The organism is Halomonas litopenaei (genome assembly GCF_003045775.1).
Lineage (GTDB): Bacteria > Pseudomonadota > Gammaproteobacteria > Pseudomonadales > Halomonadaceae > Halomonas > Halomonas litopenaei.
Genome location: NZ_PXNS01000004.1, coordinates 293,287 through 312,103, shown reverse-complemented (window position 1 = coordinate 312,103; position 18,817 = coordinate 293,287). Strand labels below are relative to the sequence as shown.

General features: G+C 67.2%; 13 protein-coding genes. 9 read left to right on the top strand and 4 right to left on the bottom strand.

Translation table 11 applies throughout. The annotated features are described in order from the left end of the window. Window positions 1-4 precede the first annotated feature (4 nt). The 9 genes from fliM (at window position 5) to C6W88_RS07885 (ending at window position 8,733) form a co-directional block, all read left to right on the top strand. A complete protein-coding gene (gene fliM, locus C6W88_RS07925; protein ID WP_045992439.1) occupies window positions 5-1,051 on the top strand; it encodes a flagellar motor switch protein FliM in 1,047 nt (348 codons plus the stop codon). Beyond that, entirely contained in the window at window positions 1,044-1,556 is a 513-nt protein-coding gene (gene fliN / locus C6W88_RS07920; RefSeq protein WP_108132069.1) for a flagellar motor switch protein FliN, read from the top strand. The genes fliM and fliN overlap by 8 nt, the downstream gene beginning before the upstream one ends. Beyond that, window positions 1,553-1,966 (top strand): flagellar biosynthetic protein FliO, encoded by a 414-nt coding sequence (gene fliO / locus C6W88_RS07915; protein WP_045992441.1) that lies wholly within the window; start codon window positions 1,553-1,555, stop codon window positions 1,964-1,966. Before fliN ends, fliO begins: the two co-directional genes overlap by 4 nt. Next, window positions 1,966-2,760 (top strand): flagellar type III secretion system pore protein FliP, encoded by a 795-nt coding sequence (gene fliP / locus C6W88_RS07910; protein ID WP_108132068.1) that lies wholly within the window; start codon window positions 1,966-1,968, stop codon window positions 2,758-2,760. Before fliO ends, fliP begins: the two co-directional genes overlap by 1 nt. Window positions 2,761-2,830: 70 nt before the next feature. Then, window positions 2,831-3,100, top strand: a complete 270-nt coding sequence (fliQ, locus tag C6W88_RS07905; protein ID WP_045992443.1) for a flagellar biosynthesis protein FliQ — start codon at window positions 2,831-2,833, stop codon at window positions 3,098-3,100. A 55-nt stretch (window positions 3,101-3,155) separates the two neighbouring features. After that, a complete protein-coding gene (gene fliR, locus C6W88_RS07900) occupies window positions 3,156-3,950 on the top strand; it encodes a flagellar biosynthetic protein FliR (protein ID WP_108132067.1) in 795 nt (264 codons plus the stop codon). A 182-nt stretch (window positions 3,951-4,132) separates the two neighbouring features. Beyond that, window positions 4,133-6,265, top strand: a complete 2,133-nt coding sequence (locus C6W88_RS07895) for a capsule polysaccharide biogenesis protein (protein ID WP_108132203.1) — start codon at window positions 4,133-4,135, stop codon at window positions 6,263-6,265. Window positions 6,266-6,349: 84 nt separating this feature from the next. Beyond that, entirely contained in the window at window positions 6,350-7,117 is a 768-nt protein-coding gene (locus C6W88_RS07890; protein ID WP_108132066.1) for an SDR family NAD(P)-dependent oxidoreductase, read from the top strand. Window positions 7,118-7,425: 308 nt separating this feature from the next. Beyond that, window positions 7,426-8,733, top strand: a complete 1,308-nt coding sequence (locus C6W88_RS07885; RefSeq protein WP_108132065.1) for an autotransporter outer membrane beta-barrel domain-containing protein — start codon at window positions 7,426-7,428, stop codon at window positions 8,731-8,733. A gap of 48 nt (window positions 8,734-8,781) precedes the next feature. On the opposite strand, the gene C6W88_RS07880 is transcribed toward C6W88_RS07885, so the two are convergent. Genes C6W88_RS07880 through bcsA form a run of 4 tightly spaced genes read right to left on the bottom strand, consistent with a single transcriptional unit; the run spans window position 8,782 to window position 18,814 of the window. Continuing rightward, window positions 8,782-9,843, bottom strand: coding sequence for a family 8 glycosyl hydrolase (locus C6W88_RS07880; protein ID WP_197037088.1), 1,062 nt, complete (start codon window positions 9,841-9,843; stop codon window positions 8,782-8,784). Further along, complete coding sequence (bcsD, locus tag C6W88_RS07875) at window positions 9,815-10,312, bottom strand: cellulose biosynthesis protein BcsD (RefSeq protein ID WP_108132064.1); 498 nt, start codon at window positions 10,310-10,312, stop codon at window positions 9,815-9,817. The genes C6W88_RS07880 and bcsD overlap by 29 nt, the downstream gene beginning before the upstream one ends. Then, window positions 10,305-14,207 (bottom strand): cellulose biosynthesis protein BcsC, encoded by a 3,903-nt coding sequence (locus tag C6W88_RS07870; protein ID WP_108132063.1) that lies wholly within the window; start codon window positions 14,205-14,207, stop codon window positions 10,305-10,307. Before C6W88_RS07870 ends, bcsD begins: the two co-directional genes overlap by 8 nt. Continuing rightward, the gene (gene bcsA / locus C6W88_RS07865) at window positions 14,204-18,814 is read right to left on the bottom strand and encodes a UDP-forming cellulose synthase catalytic subunit (RefSeq protein ID WP_197037087.1); all 4,611 of its coding nucleotides are present in this window, start codon (window positions 18,812-18,814) and stop codon (window positions 14,204-14,206) included. Before bcsA ends, C6W88_RS07870 begins: the two co-directional genes overlap by 4 nt. Window positions 18,815-18,817 lie beyond the last annotated feature (3 nt).

Genomic DNA, 18,817 nt, shown 5'->3' with positions numbered 1-18,817 from the left:
CCCCATGTCTCAAGACGATCTCCTGTCCCAGGAAGAAATCGACGCACTGCTCAAGGGCGTCAGCGGCGACGACGATGCCGAGGGCGAAGACAACGCAGCTCGAGGGCGCTTGCGCCCCTTCGATCCGGCCAATCAGCAGCGCATCATCCGCGAGCGTCTGCAGGCCCTGGACATCATCAACGAGCGCTTCGCCCGTCACTTCCGCACCGGCATGTTCAACCTGCTGCGGCGCAGCGCCGACATCAGCGTCGACGCCGTGCGCTACCTCAGCTACAGCGAGTTCTCGCGCAACGTGCCGGTGCCCACCAACATCAACATCATCGCCATGAAACCGCTCAAGGGCTCGGCCCTGATCGTGTTTCCCCCGAGCCTGGTGTTCATGGTGGTGGACAACCTGTTCGGCGGTGACGGCCGCTTCGTCACCAAGTCCGAAGGGCGCGAGTTCACCAATACCGAACAGCGCATCATCCAGCGCGTGCTGAACATGGCCATCGATGGCTACAGCGAGGCCTGGAAGTCCGTCTACCCGCTGGACATCAGCTACCTGCGCTCGGAGATGCAGTCCAAGTTCGCCAACATCACCAACTCGCCCAACGAGATCGTGGTCAGCACCAGCTTTCATCTGGAGGTCGGCAACCTCTCGTCCAGCTTCCAGATCTGCATGCCCTACAGCATGATCGAACCGCTCAAGGACCTGCTGACCAACCCGTTGAGCGAGAACAGTCGCGACAAGGACGGCGCCTTCCACCGGCGCATGGCCGGCGAGCTGCGTCATCCAGAGGTAGAGCTGGTGGCCAACTTCGCCACCATCGACTCGCGCATCGCCGAGGTGATGGCGCTGAAGGTCGGTGACATCCTGCCGCTCGAACTGCCCGATACCGTCACCGCCCAGGTCGACGAGGTGCCGGTGATGGAATGCGAATACGGCAGCCAGCGCGACCAGCGCGCCCTCCGAGTCCTGCGGATGTTCGACCACGCCGCCGGTCACCAGCCCAGCAACGCCTTCGTCAAAGGCTCTCGGCCTCCTTCCAAGGAATCGCACCATGACTGACCCCAATAAACCCGACTCCCCTGTCGGCGACGACGACTGGGCCGCCGCCATGTCCGAACAACAGGACGATGCCACCAGCGATGGTGCTGGCGAGGACGACCCCTGGGCCGATGCCATGGCCGAACAGCAGGCCGCCGAGGAGAACCCGGGCGAGCAGGCCTCAAGCGATACCCCTGCCGCAGCGCGCGCCGCAGGAGACAGCGTGTTCCGCCCGCTCGGTGAAAGCACCTCCTCCAGCGCTGCCCGCGAGCTCGACATGATCATGGATATCCCGGTCAAGCTGACCGTGGAGCTTGGTCGCACCCGCCTGACCATCAAGCAGTTGCTGGAACTGGCCCAAGGCTCGGTGGTGGAACTGGAGGGGCTGGCCGGTGAGCCGATGGACATCCTGATCAACGGCTACCTGATCGCCCAGGGCGAAGTCGTGGTGGTCGAAGACCGCTACGGCATCCGTATCACCGAGATCATCACCCCCTCAGAGCGGGTGCAGAAGCTCAACCGATGAACGAGACCACCTCCAGCGCCGCCGTCGACGGACTGGCCCAGGGAGGCGACAGCCTGCTGGGGCTGGCCATGCTGGGCAAGACCGCCGCCGCCCTGGCACTGATCATCGCCATCCTGCTGGGGCTTTCCGCCTGGCTGAAGCGGCGGGGCGGCGGCTTTCACGGCCAGCAGTCCCGACTCAAGGTGGTCGGCTCCACCGCCGTCGGTCAGCGCGAGCGCGTGGTGGTGGTCCAGGTCCAGGATCGCTGGCTGGTGCTCGGCGTCGGCGGCGGTCAGGTCAATCGGCTGGACAGCCTGCCCGCTCCGACCGACGAGGCGACGCCCGCCCAGCCGGACGCGCCGCAGGGTGACAGCTTTGGCGAGCGCCTGGGCCAGGCTCTCAAGGCCAACCTTGGTCGGCGAGAGCGGTGATGCGACAGTTGATACTTCTTCAGCGCAACCTCTCCTCCCGTCCCTGGACGCCACTTGTGGCCAGCCTCGGACTGGCCCTGGTTGTCTGTCTGCTGGCTGCCGGCCCGGCCCAGGCCCAGCAGATCCCGGGCCTGATCAGTGAACCCATGGCCGACGGCGGGCAGAAATGGTCGCTGTCGCTGCAGACCCTGCTGCTGCTCAGCGCCATGGCCTTTCTGCCCACGGCGCTGCTGATGATGACCAGCTTTACCCGCATCATCATCGTGCTGAGCCTGCTGCGTACCGCCATGGGCACCGCCTCGACGCCGCCCAACCAGGTGCTGCTGGGCCTCGCGCTGTTTCTGACCGCCTTCATCATGTCGCCGGTGCTCAGCGACGTATACCAGGACGCCTGGCTGCCACTGTCCACCGACGCCATCGATTTTGGCCAGTTCATCGAGCTCGCCCAGCAGCCCTTTCGCGAGTTCATGCTGGGCCAGACCCGAGAGCCGGACCTCGCCATGTTTGCCCGCCTGTCCGAGGTCGGCCCCCTGGCCGGTCCCGAGGACGTGCCGTTGCAGGTGCTGGTACCGGCCTTCGTCACCAGCGAACTGAAGACCGCCTTCCAGATCGGCTTCACCATCTTCATCCCCTTTTTGATCATCGACCTGGTGGTCGCCAGCGTGCTGATGTCACTGGGCATGATGATGGTCCCGCCGGTGACCATTTCGATGCCGTTCAAGCTGATGCTGTTCGTGCTGGTGGACGGCTGGCAGCTGATCATCGGCTCGATGGCGGAAAGCTTCTATTTATAGGCCCCCGACGACAGGGCCCCGGCACAGGCCTACGGGCCCAGACAAGGCGGCGCCAGCAAGGAGACTCGTCATGCATCCCGAAACCGTCATGAGTTTGGCCTACCAGGGCATGCGCGTGACCCTGCTGCTGGGTGCGCCGCTGCTGCTTACCGCGCTGTTCACCGGCCTGCTGGTCAGCCTGTTCCAGGCCGCTACCCAGATCAACGAGATGACGCTGTCGTTCATTCCCAAGATCCTGGCCGTGTTTGCCGTGCTGGTGCTGGCCGGTCCCTGGCTGCTGCAGCTGATCATCACCTTCACCCGGGAGCTGTTTACCAGTATCCCGGCGCTGGTGTCCTGAGCCGGGCCACCTGCGCTGAAGCCACCGGCCCTATCCCCGAGGCGCCCGCGTCCTGATGGTCGAGATCACCTTCACCCAGCTGCATGCCTGGCTCAGCCTGTTCCTGTGGCCGTTCATGCGCATCACCGCGCTGATGCTGAGCGCCCCCCTGTGGGGCCACAGCGCGGTGCCTACCCAGGCCAAGATCGGGCTGGCCGGTGCCATCAGTGTGGTCATCTCGCCGATGCTGCCACCGCTGCCCGATGTCCCGGTGGCCTCCTGGGCGGGCTTCGGCCTGGTGGTCGAACAGCTGATCATAGGCGTGGCCATGGGCCTGTGCGTGCGGGTCATCCTGGTGGTGGTACAGGCCACCGGTGAATTTATCGGACTGCAGATGGGCCTGGCCTTCGCCACCTTCTTCGATCCTTCCAGCGGTACCAACATGGTCGTGATCTCGCGCTTTCTGTACATGATCACGCTACTGATGTTCCTGGCGGTGAATGGCCACCTGATCGTGCTGGAACTGTTGATCACCAGCTTCGAGACCCTGCCCATCGGCATCCAGCGCTTCAACCCTGAAGCCTTCATCCTGCTGGCCCGCTACGGCGGCACCATCTTTGCCACCGGCCTGCTGCTGGCGCTGCCGCTGGTCGCCCCGCTGCTGACCATCAACCTGGCACTCGGCATCCTCAATCGCGCCGCGCCCCAGCTGACCGTATTCAATATCGGCTTCCCCACTTCTCTCAGCGTCGGCCTGGCACTGCTGATGGTCCTGATGACCGACCTCGGTCGCTTTCTGCAGCGCCACTTCCACCAGGGTCTGGATTTCCTGCAGTCGCTGCTCGACACCCTGGCGCCCCTGGCAAGCTGACGCTGCCGGAAGCGATTGGAAGCGACGGGAAGCGACCTGCAGCCAGGCGCGATATAAGACTCGCGAACGACCCCGATCAAGCCGAGACTCACCGGGCTGCTGGCAGCGGCACACCCGAGACCAGGGCGGCTAGCGCCACGCTGATACGATGGACCCCCGATCATCGGCGAATGCAGGCACGCATGGGCGCTTCACCACACACGGACGAGCAGGACAGGCAGCCCACCGCCCTGACGACGAACTATGCCTCGACAGACAACCAGGCCCTGACAGACAACCAGGCCCCCACAGACAACCAGGCCCTGACGGCGACCGATGCGCTGGCCCGGCTGCCGATACTCGCCCCCTGCCTGCCGGAATTTTCCCGCATACGGCCCTGGCGTCAGCGCCACCGTTGCCGCCCCGCGGCGGTGCTCGGCTGGGGCAACCGGGGGACCACCCGTCGCGCCAGGCGCCTGGCGACGGACAAGGGTCTGCCCTTCGTCGCCCTGGAAGACGGTTTCCTGCGCTCCTGGGGGCCCGCCGATGAAGGCTTCGCCAGCCTCTCCCTGGTGGTGGATCATAGCGGCATCCACTACGACGCCTCCCGGCCCTCCGATCTCGAGACCCTGATCAACCACGCCGACATCGACGCCACCGAAGAGGTACGGGCCAACGCCTTGATGGCGCGCCTGCGGCTCGCCCGACTATCCAAGTACAACCACGCCCCTGACATCCGCCTGTCCGAATCATCCCGGCCCAGGGTGCTGCTGGTGGACCAGACCCGGGACGACGCTTCCATTGTTGGCGGCGGGGCCTCGGAGGCCACCTTTGTTGATATGCTTGAACAGGCCCTGGAAAGCCATCCCGAGGCCGAAATCCTGGTAAAGGTCCATCCCGAGGTGATCGCCGGGCGACGCCAGGGCCACCTGCTGGGGGCCGCCGGCCGTCCCCGCTGCCGCCTGATCACCGACGACATCAATCCCTGGGCCCTGTTCGACGTGGTCGAGGCGGTCCATGTGGTCACCAGTCAACTCGGCTTCGAGGCGCTGCTGGCGGGCCTGCCGGTCACCTGTCACGGCCTGCCGTTCTATGCCGGCTGGGGCCTCACCCAGGACCGACAACGCTGTGCGCGGCGTCAGCGACCGGCATCCCTGGCCCGGGTATTCGCCGCCGCCTACCTGCGCTACACACGCTACGCCAACCCCTATACCGGCGAGCCAGCGACGCTGGACGACACCCTGGACCTGCTGGAGGATCAGCGCCGTCAGATACAGCGCGGTGCCGGGCACTGGCGATGCTACGGTCTGTCGCGATGGAAGCGCGGCTTCGTGACGGACTTCCTCGGCCCCCTGTCGCAGGTCGAACAGCTGCCACTGAGCTCGCTGAAATCGACCGATTCATCGTCTGAAACGGCATCCGACCCAGCACCCACGCCAGTGAATCATCTGGTGTGGGGCAGCCAATATCCCCGAAGAGACGATGTCCATCGCATGGAAGACGGTTTCCTGCGCTCGGTGGGCCTCGGCATCGATCTCACTCGGCCGCTGTCGCTGGTCATCGACGGGGCCGGCATCCACTACGACCCCACCCGTCCCAGCGAGCTCGAGGAACTGATCGAGAATGGCGAGTTCAACCCGCGGGACCACCTGCGCGCACGCAGGCTGATCTCGCGGCTGGTACAACGGGGTCTGTCCAAGTACAACGACGGCCACGACGCCTCGCCCAAGCCCGGTTTGCCGGCGCTGCCCAGCGATCGTCCCCGGCTGCTGGTGATCGGCCAGGTGGAAAGTGACGCTTCGGTACGTCACGGTGCCTGCGAGATCCGCACCAATCGCGCCCTGCTTGCAGAGGTGCGCCGCCGCCACCCCAACGCCTTCCTGCTCTATCGTCCCCATCCGGACGTGGTCGCCGGCGTACGCCAGGGCGAGCAGGTTCCCGCCGAGGCCTACGATGTGCTGGCAGCAGAGGGCAACATCACTGCCCTGATCGATCAGGTCGACGAGGTTCACACCCTGACCTCCCTGGCGGGCTTCGAGGCGCTACTCCGCAATCGCCCGGTGATTACCTATGGCCTGCCTTTCTACGCCGGCTGGGGACTGACCCGGGATAAGGCAGCGACGCCCCCTCGGCGATGTCGGCGCGCCACCCTGGAAGTACTGGTCGCAGCGGCACTGATCCACTACCCCGGGTACGTGGACCCCGCTACCCGCCAGCCGATCAACGTCGAGACCGCGATCACCTTGCTCGAACGCCAACGCCAGCAAGGGCCAAGGCTGAGGCTGTGGCAACGCCTCTACCGACACGTCCGGCGCTATCTGTACGGGCGCTATTGAGACGGCGCGCCAGTCCTTGCCCCTTGCCCCTTGCCCCTTGCCCCTTGCCCCTTGCCCCTTTTCCACCACAGGAGAACACGACAGATGACGGCCCCCCAGCGCCTGATCCTGATTACCGGTGCCACCGGCGCCATCGGCGGCGCCCTGGCGCGCCACTACGCCAGGCCAGGGCATCATCTGGTGCTTCATGGGCGTCGCCAGGACACGCTGGCAGAGATAGGGCAGCGCTGTCGCGACCAAGGCGCCGAGGTCAGCCTGGCGAGCGGCCCCCTGGAAGACAACGACGCCCGACAGGCCTGGCTTGGGGGGCTGTCACGGACACCGGATATCGTGATCATGTGCGCCGGCATCAACACCGGCGTGGTCGATCGTCGCGACGGCGAATCGCTTCAGGCGGGACGTCAGCTGATGGAGATCAATCTACGCGTGCCGATGGAAATGGCGCGCCAGCTTGCCCCTGCCATGCAGCGTCGAGGCCGTGGCCAGCTGGTCTTCATCAGCTCGCTGGCCGCCTGGCACGGGCTGCCGGTCACCCCCAGCTACAGCGCCAGCAAGGCTGGCATCAAGGCCTACGCCGAGGCTCTGCGCGGAGGGCTCGCCAGCGATGGCGTCGGCGTCACCCTGGTGATGCCAGGCTACGTGGATTCGGCCATGGCCCGGGCGATGCCCGGCCCCAAGCCATTCATGTGTTCCCCCGAAAGGGCGGCTCGGCGCATCGCCAGGGCCATCGACGCCAATCGTCCCAGGGTCAGCTTCCCGCTGCCACTGTGCCTCGCCACCCAGGGACTGACCCTGTTGCCGCCGAGGCTGGCACAGGCCTTGATGCGATGGTTCGGCTACGGCGTGCCCTGATGTCGTCGGCACTAGGCACCAGGGAAGCAGTGGCCACATAAGCCCCTGCTGCTGATGCCCGAATTTCATCAATCACGTCGGTCTTGCCACCAAAACTTGCCGATAAAACGCCAACTTTCCCTCGCACAGGCATTATCTGCACAGGATTTCGCACGCCACGCCCCTTGATGCTTAACAATGGCCGTCACTCATGCCAACTCCTGAAGTCGACGTCATCGACCGCTGATCTGCACGATCGCCCCGCCAGCATCAGACGCTACGCCAGACATCCTGGCAGGAAGCCGGCTTCGCCCATCAAGGATGATCCCATGCACAAGCCACAGTTCTCCCCGCCCCGCAGGACTCCCTGCCATGCCGCCTCGAGGCTGTGTGCCTGGCGATCCCTTCCCCTCGCCCTGATCCTTGGCAGCGCCTCGTCGAGTGCCCTTGCACTTGACGTCGACCTCGCGCCACTCGACCAGAACCCCACCACCTTCGTTGGCACCCTGGAAGATCGCCCCCTGACCCTGGAGTTGCTCGGTCAGCAGGCGGTGACAGGAGGAAGCCGCGTGTTCGTGAGCATCAATGACAGACCCGTCACCCTGAGGCTACCTGCGGGCATCACCCTGGCAGAGGTCGATGGTCAGACCCCGGTGGTGCTCAGCGACGGCGAAGGCAAGGTGCTGCTCGCCGGGCGCCTCGATGCGCTCGGCCGTGATCGCACCCTCGCCCTGGCCGATGCACTGGGCCTGCTGGAACTCGACCAGACCCTGTACGGCGCACAGAAACAGGCTATGGCCCAGAACTTCCGGCCGGTCACCCAGCGCATCGACGCCACCATGGCGCCACTCGGCGACGGCCCCTATCAGCGTCCGCCGGGGATAAGTGTCTGGAGCACCGCCGAGATCGGCGATCTCGACGGCGACACCCGAAGTTCGGACTACTCCGGCGATGGCAAGGTCGCCCTGCTGGGCATCGACTACCGCTACCGCAACCTGCTGGTCGGCGTGGCCGCCGGCAAGAGCGAGATGTACCTGGATGGAAAAAGTGGTGGCCACACCGACCTGGGCGGCGAGATGGTCGCGCCCTACGCCGCCATCGCCCTGCTGAACGACCGCCTGGTGCTGGACGCTACCTTGCTGTTTCAGGACCTGGACGGCAGCGCACGACGCGACTATCTGGTCGAGGGCATCGATCTCGACGGCGATCGCTGGGGCGCGCGCGGCGCCGCCACCTACCACCTGCCGAGCTATCAGCTGACGAGCCAGCACCGGATCGACTCAAGCCTGACCCTGGGTGGGACCTATCTGGATGACGATGTGGATGGCGACTACCTGCAGGCGGAAACCGACTACGGCGAAGAAACCGGCGAAGTCTTTGCCGGAGTTCGACTGGGTGCCGACGTCTTCACCGGCCGCCTGTTCGCCGGCCTGCTCTACCACTACGACGTGTCCAGCGACGTGGATGACGACGCCGACTTTCTCGAAGGGAGCGATGACGATCGTACCGTGCTGGAGCTCGGTGCCACCCAGCGACTCGGCCCCGGCGTGGGTTTTACCCTCGCAGGCCAGACGACACTGGGCAGCAGCGCTACCGAATACGACGTGATCAGCGCCTCGCTGTCCTACGACTTCTAGGCCTTCCAGGACAGCCTGGCGCACGAGGCGTAGGCCCGAGTATTCAGACTAGTCCGGTCCAGGGGCGGACTCGCGCTGGGCCAGTCGCGCCAGCAGCAGCAGCGAGGCCGAATAGTAGTCGTCGCCGGGTGCCAGGCCCGCAGGCATCGCCCGGCGGTCGCGACCGGCCAGCGCGCGAATCGCCAGCACCCCGCGGGAGGCGGCGTACTCCGCCCGGGCCTCGCTGTAGACGTCGATCCAGGCTGGCGGTGGCTGGCGAGCGGGATCGTTCCACAAGGCCAGGATCGGCGAGACACCCGGACGATCGAGCTGGTCTGCCCAGGCCAGGTAGAGCGGGATACGCACCGCATCAAAGCCGAAGCGGGGCGGCCAGCCCGGCGCCGGAGCCAGGCTGCCGTCGGCGTCAAGCCGCAGCCAGTCGGTGGGCAATCGATAGCGACCGAAGCGGCCTTGCTCGAGCAACCTCAGACCGTCTTCCACCAGCGTTTCCCAGCCGCCGTCCGGCTCCGCCTGCGCAAACTCGAGCAACGCCGGCATCACCCAGTAGGACAGGTTGAGGTCGACGTAATCCTCGCCACGAAACCCCTGCACCCCCGGCAGCAGCACCCGGTAGCCGCCGCGCTGCACCACCAGATACTCGGCGATGGCCTCGCGGATCATCGCGGCCGCCTGGGCGTAGCGGGGTTCCTGCCAACGACTGGCGGCGCGCTGCAGCGCCCAGGCGATCAGGATGTCGCCATCACTGGCATTGTTGGGGTCCGCCACCGGCGGCACGTTGGTGGGGTCGTAGCGCCAGGAAAACAGCGCCACATCGGTCCGCGCCAGATGCAGTCGGGTCCACTGCCACAGCCGATCGAAGGCCTCGCGATCGCCCTGGGCCTCCGCCAGCAGCATGCCGAAGCCCTGCCCCTCCGAGTGGCTAACGTCGCCGTTGCCGCTGTCGAGAATGCGACCGTCGGCGCTCATGAAGCGGCTCTTGTAACGCTCCCAGCTCTCGTCGGCCGGCGCCGCGAGGGCAAAGGTCAAGGAGGCCACGGCGACCAGCAACATCGCCGTCAATCGGCGCCAGCACAGGCCGGCTTCAGTGGCCGGCAACTTCTTCCCTTGCATAGACGAACTCCAGAGGTTTTCCCGCCTCTGCCGTCACCACCCGAAGGGGCACCGAGCTATCGCCCCCCTGGCGTTCCAGCCATACACCATAGGCCCCGGCCAGCAGAGCACTGGCGGCACGGGCGCCGCGGGCTCGCTCGGCCTCGCTATGACCGGCAACGGGGTAGGCACCATGCTCGATGGTCAGCCGAGTTTCCCCGGCGGTCAATGACACCCAGCCCCAATCGCGCGCACGCCAAAGCTCGTTGAGGGTGCGCTCGAGCCCCTCCAGGGTCTGCTGGTCGGGCAGCGTCAGTTCACTGGCCATTCTGGCCCCGATATGGCGCAGAAAAGCGCCTGCATCCTGCTCGCCGCCGGAGACATACAGCTCTTCCAGCAGGAAGCGCAGCACATCGTTCCACTGTGACGCACAGTGGGTGCTGTCGAAGTACGCAAGCGAACGGCGCCGGGCCGCGTCAAGGTCACTCATCTGCTCCCCCAAGGGTGTAGTCCAGGTACAGCCATGCCGAGGTCTCGTCGTAGACGCCGAAGGTGTCGTAGCCCAGGCGTCCGCCCACCTTCATGTCATTGGTCAGCTGGTAGGAGGCGTCGCCTCCCAGGGTCAGGCCAAAGCCGCTTTCGCTGGAGGCGCTGTAGCGCGACTCCACCGCCGCGTCGGCATCGGCCAGGTCATCGAGCAGCGCCTGGGATTCGCCGTCGGTGGGGAAGAAGTCCTCCGCCGCCTCGGAGTAGCTCTGGAAGCCCGGCGACACCCTGGCGGAGTAGGACCAACGCCCACGCTGTTCGCTGAAGCTGACCGGGAAGGCCACGCTGATATGGTCCTGCGGGCTGAAGTAGCCCCCGTGCCCGAACGAGTAGCGGCTCAGGTTGCGATCGAAGTTGAGGTAGTTGACGTGCACCCCGGCCTTGAGCTCGCGGTCCCGCTCGTTGATCGGCCGAAGATAGGCACCCATGCCCGCCTCCAGCGAGTCGTTATCGGCCACGTTGTCACCGGTGTAGCGATAGCCGCCCAGACTGGCGTAGGCACCACTGTCGCCATTGTCGAAGCTGTAGCCCAGCGCCCCACCGGTCTTGACCACGCCGCCCCAGTGCTCGCCGCTGACCGGATCACGGGTGCCGGCGTAGGACAACAGGCTATCCTTCACCGCGCGGCGTTCCGCGGTCAGGGTGAACTCCCCGTAATCGCCTGCCTTCGGATGCAGGCGCAGGCCCCCGACCAGCTGGGACTGGTCGAAGCCCAGTGGCGTGGTACCGACGTCCACGTCCAGCAGATCGCTGCGAAAGCCCAGCGACAGCCCCACCCCGGCGTCGCTCTGGGAATCCGCCGACACGTCCAGGCCGTCGCCCCCCACCTGCCCCAGCCGGGACAGGTAGTCGCCGGTGACCGCGGCGCTGACATCGTCATCGCTTGCCAGCTCACCGATGGCCTCGACGATCGCCATGCGGCCGAAGCGGCGCTCGGCGTCGCCGGAGGGCGTACCGGCGGAACCGTAGGCCGGGGTCAGCGTCAGCTCAGCGCGGGAGCGACCAAAGACCGATGAAAAATCGCCGGAGGTGAAGGTGGTGGGCGTTTCCACCCGATCGAACTGGCTCAGGCCTTCCTCGCCACTGCGCACCACCAGGGCAAGCCCGCCCTGTGCCTTGGGCGACACCGCGCGGCGCACCTCGGCCATCATCCGCTCGACCTCGTCGATCAGCGGCGAGGCCTGGGGAGCTGCCTCATCGGCCGAGGCACCAGCCCCTGATCCCGTCACTGAGCCAGCGCCCGCGGACAACGAGCCGCCAGGCAGCCAGGCGGGTCGTCCGCCACCAGCGCCACCACTGGCGTTCTCGAAGGGGTTGTCGCCGGTGGTCGTGGCCAGCGCCAGCGACTGCTGCGGATCGGCGCGCAGCTCGCTGCGCGCCTCACGCAATAGCGCCAGGGCCTGGCGGTCCTGTCCCTGGGCCCGGGCCAGCCCCGCCCGCGACAGCAGCCAGCGAGGTCGATCCTGAGCGTTGGCCGGCGGTGCCACCAAAAGCCGCGACGCTCGCACGCTATCGCCCTGGGCCAGGGCCGCGTCGGCGGCCCCCAGGCGGGCGTCATCGCTCTCGGGAAAACGGCTCAGCGTGTAGTCGTAGAGCTGCCCCGCCTGACGCTGGCGCCCCCCATCCTGATACAGCCGCGCCATCGCCAACAGCAGCGCCTGATCCTCGGGGCGTTCGCGCAGGGCGCTGGCCAGCACATCATAGGCGCTGGCCAGCTGGCCCTGCTGGCGCAGCCGGTCCGCCTGGGCGACCCGGGCGCCGATCATCGCTTCGTCCAGCGCCGCACGCGCCGCCAGGCCAAAGTCGTCGCGCGCCTCGAGTCGCTGCACCAGCGCCTTGGCCTGGTGGTCACGGCCGGCGCTCGCCAGCACCGCCACGTAGCCTGTGTAGGCTTCCACCGGCGCGTCCAGCTCGCCGGCGGTATCTGCCTCGACCAGCTCGAGGGCCCGGCTGGTCAGGCCCATCTGCTGATAGCGCTGGGCCACCTGGGCGCGGACTCCCGGATCGCTGGTGCTGGTCAGTACCTCATCGAGACGCTCCAGCGCCGAGGCGCGATCCCCCCGGTTCCAGGCCGCTTCGGCGGCCGCCAATGCCGACTGAGCCTCGGCCTGATCGGCCAGTCGCTGGATGTCCTCGTCGCGCAGTGCCAGCGGGATCGCCGCCAGATACCGTCGGGTCTGGTCCCAGTCGCCCTGTTCACTGGCATACAGCGCCGCGGCCTGAAGCTGGGGCGCGCTGGCCTCGCTCAGGTTGAGCGGGCGAACCAGGTGGCCAGCCTCTTCGACGCGCCCCTGGCGGTCCAGCAGCCGGGCCAGATCCAGACGTACCCAGGGATCCGCGGGTGCCAGCGCCAACGCTTCGCGAAGGGTCGCTTCCGCCTCGCTGGCGCTCTGACCGGCGGCCTGCTGCCGCAGCGCCTGGGCCCGGGCGGCGCCCAGGTCGCCAAGCTGGGCACGAGCGCTGGCCGGCAGACTGGCGGCCAGCGCCTCGGCCTCGGACCAGCGCTGCTGGCGTCGATAGACGTCGACCAGACCGAGCCGTGCCGAGGTGTCATTGCCCAGGCTGAGATAACGTTGTTCGGCCTGATCGAGACGTCCCTGGCGCTTGAGCAGATCGGCCTGCAGCAAGGTCGCCGCCCGCGCCCCGTCGCCGCCACCACGGGTCAGCGGCGTCACCAGTTCGAGCGCACGATCCAGTCGTCCCGCCCTAGCCTGGGCCCGCGCCTCCCCCAGTCGAGCATAGAAGGCCGCGCTTTCGTAGGCGGCCTGCCATTGGTCGCGTCGCTCGGGTGCCAGCCGGATCGCCTGCTCCAGCGCGTCTCGCGCCTCGGCGAAACGTTGCTGACGCAGCAGGGTCAGCCCCAGCCCGCCCTGGGCATCGGCGTCGTCCGGGGTCTGCTCGAGCACCTGCTGGAACTGCGCCTCGGCCTGGTCCAGCCGCTGCTGCTCCAGGCTGTCGTACCCCTGAGCCCTGGCCTGGGCCGCCTCACGTTCCGGCGGCAGGGTCATCTTGTCGGCGAACAGCTCGGCGATCTGGCTATCCTCAGGATGCGCCTGCTGATAGGCGGCATACAGGTGCTCGTCTGCGGGGGTCGCCTCGAGCCACTCCAGCGCCTGACGCCAGGCGCGATCGGCGGCCGCATCGCCGGTCGCAGCGCGCTCGGCCAGGCGCTCGATACCCTGGCGACGCGTGGCTTCACGATAGCTCAGCACCTGGCCCAGCGCGGTGGCCAACGCCGGCTCGTCGGGATGTTCACGCGCCATCGCCGCCAGGCGCTCGCGAGCCTCGCTCCAGCCATTATCGGTGCCGGCCAGGGTCAGGTAGACCTCCGGCGCCAGCCTCGGCGGAACCGCGTCGCCCTCGAGCACCGCCCGATAGCTGGCCATGGCCTCGGCGTAGTCGCCCGCCGCCGCCTGGGAGCGGGCCTCGGCCAGCCGCTGGCCGTCGGCACGCCGCAGTTTCTGTTCCTGCGCCAGCGCCTCGACCCGGTCATCCTCCGGAGCCACCTCGGCCAACCGTGCCTGCCAGCGGCTGGCCTTTTCCATATCGCCATCGGTCAGCGCATATTCCGCCAGCAGGTAGAGGGCACGCCGGTTGCCCGGGTCGGCATCGAGCACCCGCTCGAGGGACTGCTCGGCCAGATCGGCGCGCTGCCGATCCCGCCAGAAGCGAGCCTGCTCGAACAGCGGCGCCAGGGCCTGATCGGTCCCCTGGGCCTGGGCCGGACTCTGGTCCTGCGCCAGCACCGGAAGGGAAGACAGCGTCAATGACAGCAGGGAGCACGACAGCAGTCCTGCCGCACCGGCGCGGCGAGCCTTTAACAAACGCAAGCGTTTCATCGGCGTGACGCTCCCCTGGTGTTGTCACTCTGTCCCTTGCCGTCGGCCACCGAGTTGTCGACGCGGCCTCCAGGAGCGTCGGCCTGGGCTTCAGGAGCGTCGGCCTGGCCCCCCTGCAGGCGCCGTGCAGCACGGCGAGCCAGTCCTCGGTGGCAGACCAGCCCCAGCAGTGTCACCACTACCAGCAGCAGAACCGCCATGGCCACCAGGTTCTGGCCCAGCATCCATCGCAACCTCATGTGCCAGGGCATCTCACCGACGCCCTGACGCGGCCCTGCGCGAAAGCTCTCGGCACTGCCCTCGACAGGAATCAGCGCCATATCGCCATACACCGAGCGGCTTACCTCATCGTCGCCCAGTCGCGCCACCAGCGACGGCAGCGCCTCGGCGTCGTCAGCGACCGCCGCGACCACGAAGCGCGAACGGTTCAAGGGTGACGGCAGGCTGACCAGCCCCTGGGACACCTCGCTGTCCTGCAGCGCCTGGGCGACCTCGCGCCACAGCGGCCGCCAGTCACCCAGGAGCCAATAGCGCCAGCGCTCCATCCAGGGCACCTCGGCCACCGCCAGACGCCCCTCGTCGGCCCGGTACACGCCGGCGTCGAACAGCGACGTCTGCGCCAGACTGGCGAGGTCGGCGACCACCAGCAGATCCTTGTCGACCAGATCGCCGGTGAGGGAAAGCCCTCGACGCACCTCGATGCCAAGGGCGGGATAGCCAGTAGCGCCGGCGATACGGCCCACGCTGGTCAACAGCGCCGACAGCTCGCTCTCGTCGGCGGCCTCGGGCACCAGCGCCACGCTGGCGCCAAGATCCGCCTGACGCGAGAACGGAAACCCCGCGCTGACGAAGGACGACAGCGACGGCATGACGCTGAAGTGCTCTGCCCGACGCAGATCCAGCGTGGTGGTGGGCAGGATTCGACTGATGGCGTCATCACCCAGCCCCGGCGCGCAGTCGACCCCGTCTGCCACCGCCAGGTGAAAGTAGAACTGCAGGCGATTGTTGCCGTAGAGCAGGTCCCTGGGCAGCAGGACCTCGGCGCTCTGCTCCCGGCCGGCGCCGACCAGACGTTGCCACAGCCGCTCCAGCGCCTTGCCCGACTCCACCGGCAAGGCCGCGAGATATTCGCCGTTGAGGCTGACATCGAGGCTCGAGGCGATGGGATCGAGCCAGGGCTCGTCGGGAAAACGGTAGTCGACCCTCAGCCGATAGTTCTGACCGGGCCACAGAAACAGATCCGGCGGCACCCTCAGGCTCAGGGCGTGCTCCCGGGCGGACAGCCCGCGTGCCACGAAGCCCTCGGGTTCGCCCAATGTGGCCAGGCTGGCCGGGGTTTCGACATCGACCCAGCGCGGCGCGTCATAGGGCTCGCGAGGGGCTGGCGGGCTCAGTCGTTCGTCATCCAGGCGCAGCCGTTCGCCGCTCAACGTCACCGGCGCTGCGCTATCGAGACTCTCCCCGAGTCCCGACAGCGCCAGGCCGCGTGCGGCCCGGGCCACCTCGACGTCACTGTTGCCCACCACCAGCAGCAGCTTGAACAGCGGGTTGCGCGGATTGGGACGCATCATCAGGGTCGGCCCCTCGACCTGCGGCAGGGTCAATCCCGCCAGGCGCTGTCCCGAGCGCCCGATCACCACGGCGTTGTCCAGCGGCAGGCGATCGTAAAGCGCCTCGACCTGTAGCTGCCCGGCCTCGGCGTAGCGTCCGAAGTGCGAGGCAATGATGGCCGCCCCGCGCAACTGGGCCTCAGACGCATCGCGGGCCATCACCATCGCCACCCGACTGACATCCGCCGTCGCGACATCGATGAAGGGCCTCGGCAGGCGGGCCAGCTCGTCGAGGGTCGGCAGCCGCTGCAGGGTCAAGGCCAGCCTGGATTCGGGGGCGATCTCCACCCTGCCGACGGCCTGGTCATCACCGTGGCACTGCTGGGTCGCCTGCCCCAGCAGGCGAAACTCCAGACGATTGAAGGGCAGGATCAGGGCCGAAGGGATATCCAGGCGCTGGGTCATGCCGCCGGCGTTGAACTGGTCAAGGTCGATGGTCTGAAGCGTCTCGCCGTTGAGCAGCACCCCGAGTTGGCTGTCGGCCGGCAGGTCACTGTGTGACAACGACAGCGACAGCGACGCAGCCACCGCCACCTCATCGTCGCGCAGCGAGAATGCAGTGCCCGAAAGCCGGGTGTTCGGGGTCAGTCGCAAGGTCTGATCGGAGGCCAGCAGCGGGATCGACAGCTCGCGCCGGGTCGGCTGCAGCGGCTGGCTGACGCTGTCCAGATCCAGCCGGCCATCCTCGCCAAAACGCAGCGGAGGCAACGTCTCGCCCGGTACCGGGGTGTCACCCGGCACGTCACCAAAACCGCCGGCCTCGTCCGTCACGCCGATCGTCGGCGCCGGGACCTGGGCCCAGACCCGGTGCGAGACCATCAATACCCCGAGCACGATGGTGGCCACCAGCATCACCGGCGCCAGCCAACCTCGGCTAAAGCGCCCCTGGGTCAGCCCCCGCACCGGGCTACGGAAGTGCAGCCCCTTCTGCTGCCACTGGTGGAAGAACAGTCCCACCACCGAGCGCACCACATGCCACAGTGACGCCAATGGCCGGTCCTGGGGATGCGGTGCCTCGGGAATCCAGGCGTCGGCACGCCCCATGACCACCCGCACCAGTTCTCTGCGCTGGCGCAGTGGCAACTCATCAAAACGAAAGCGCAGTGAGTCATCGGCACCGGAAGCATTGACCGAACACACGGGGAACATCAGCCCCCGTCGATTGAAGGTGATCTCCAGGCACTCCACCTCGCTGCCCAGGGCCGAGCGCCTGCCCTCCACCAGGGCGCCCCCCATGGACAGGTTGGCGGTCCAGCTCTGCACCGCATGGCCACTGGCCAGGTGCAACACCACCGGAAGACGCGCCTCGACCCGCACCGAGCGCCGCAGCTGGCGCGTTTCCCGCGCCACCGCGATGGCCGCCAGCAGCACCAGAATGCTGACGGAGGCCCACATCACGTTGAACAGCATGACGCTGGTCTGGACATCGAACAGATCATTCCAGAAGACCCGCACCAGCCCCCACACCACCGCCGCCACCAACAGGCCAAGCACGAACAGATGGGGACGCACCGCCTCACCGTCGAAGTAGCCCTCCTCCAGCAGTCCGCCCTTTTCGGTGACATTGAACTTGCCCCGACGCGGGCTGAGCAGAGTCACCAGGGTCGGCTTGAGCAAGTGAAAGGCCAGCACGCTTTCGTAGATCTCGCCCCAGAAGGAGTAGCGGAAGCGCCCCACCAGCCGCGAGTTGGTGTAGATCGCGTGAAACAGATGCGGCAAAGCGTAGACGGCGATCATCTGCGGCGACGAGGCAATGACGTGCAGATCAAACAACAGGTAGGCCAGGGGTGCGGTCAGGAACACCAGGCGAGGCATGGCGAACTGGAAATGCAGCATGGCGTTGAGGTAGCAAAGCCGCTGCGGCAGGCGCAGACCACGCCCCCACAGCGGATTGTCCAGCCGGAAGATCTGGGTCATGCCCCTGGCCCAGCGGGCCCGCTGGCCGATGTGCAGAGACAGCCGCTCGGTGGCCAGGCCAGCGGCCAGGCGCACCCCCAGGAAGGCCGTGTTCCAGCCACGCCGCTGCAGCTTGAGGGCGGTATGGGCATCCTCGGTCACGGTTTCCACCGCGAAGCCGCCGATCTCTTCCAGCGCGCTACGCCGCATCAGTGCACAGGAACCGCAGAAGAAGGCCGCATTCCAGTAGTCATTGCCCTTCTGCACCGGCCCATAGAACAGCTCCCCTTCGTTGGGGATGTCCGCCCCGGCGACGAGATTGCGCTCGAACGGATCCGGGGAATAGAAGTGGTGAGGCGTCTGTAGCAGTGCCAACCGCTCGTCGGCGACAAACTCCCCCACCGTGGCCTGCAGAAAGGCCCGGGTCGCCACATGGTCGCAGTCGAATACGCAGATCAGCTCGCCGTCAGTCAGCCCCATGGCGTGATTGAGGTTACCCGCCTTGGCGTGACTGTTGTCTTCCCGGGTGATGTAGCCGACCCCCACCGCCGCGGCGAAGGCGCCGAACTCGGGTCGCTTGCCATCGTCCAGCACATAGATACGCATGCGATCCGCCGGGTAATCGATGTTCTGGGCGGCCAGCACCGTGTCCCGCACCACCTCGAGACTCTCGTTATAGGTGGGGATGTAGATGTCCACCGTCGGCCAGCGCGTCGCATCCGGCGGCATCGGCCGGATCGCCCGCTCCAGCGGCCAGGCGATCTGGAAGTACCCCAGCACCAGGATCACCCAGGCGTAGCACTCGGCGGCCAGCAGACCGTAGCCGAACACCGCCTCGACCTGGGTATCGAACACCAGCGTCTCGCTCAGACGCCAATACAGGTAGCGGGTAGAGACCAGCACCGACAGCAGCATCATCGCCTGGCGTACCCAGCCACCACGAAGGCGAGCCAGCACCAGCAACGCCAGCATGCCGACACCGGCGAACACCAGCTGGCGCTCCAGGGTCAACGGCGTGGTGACAAGCAGAGCAGCCAGGGGCGCCCCCAGGATCAGCGCCAGCAGACGCGCGCCCAGTGACGCAGAGGAAGAGACGTTCATGGG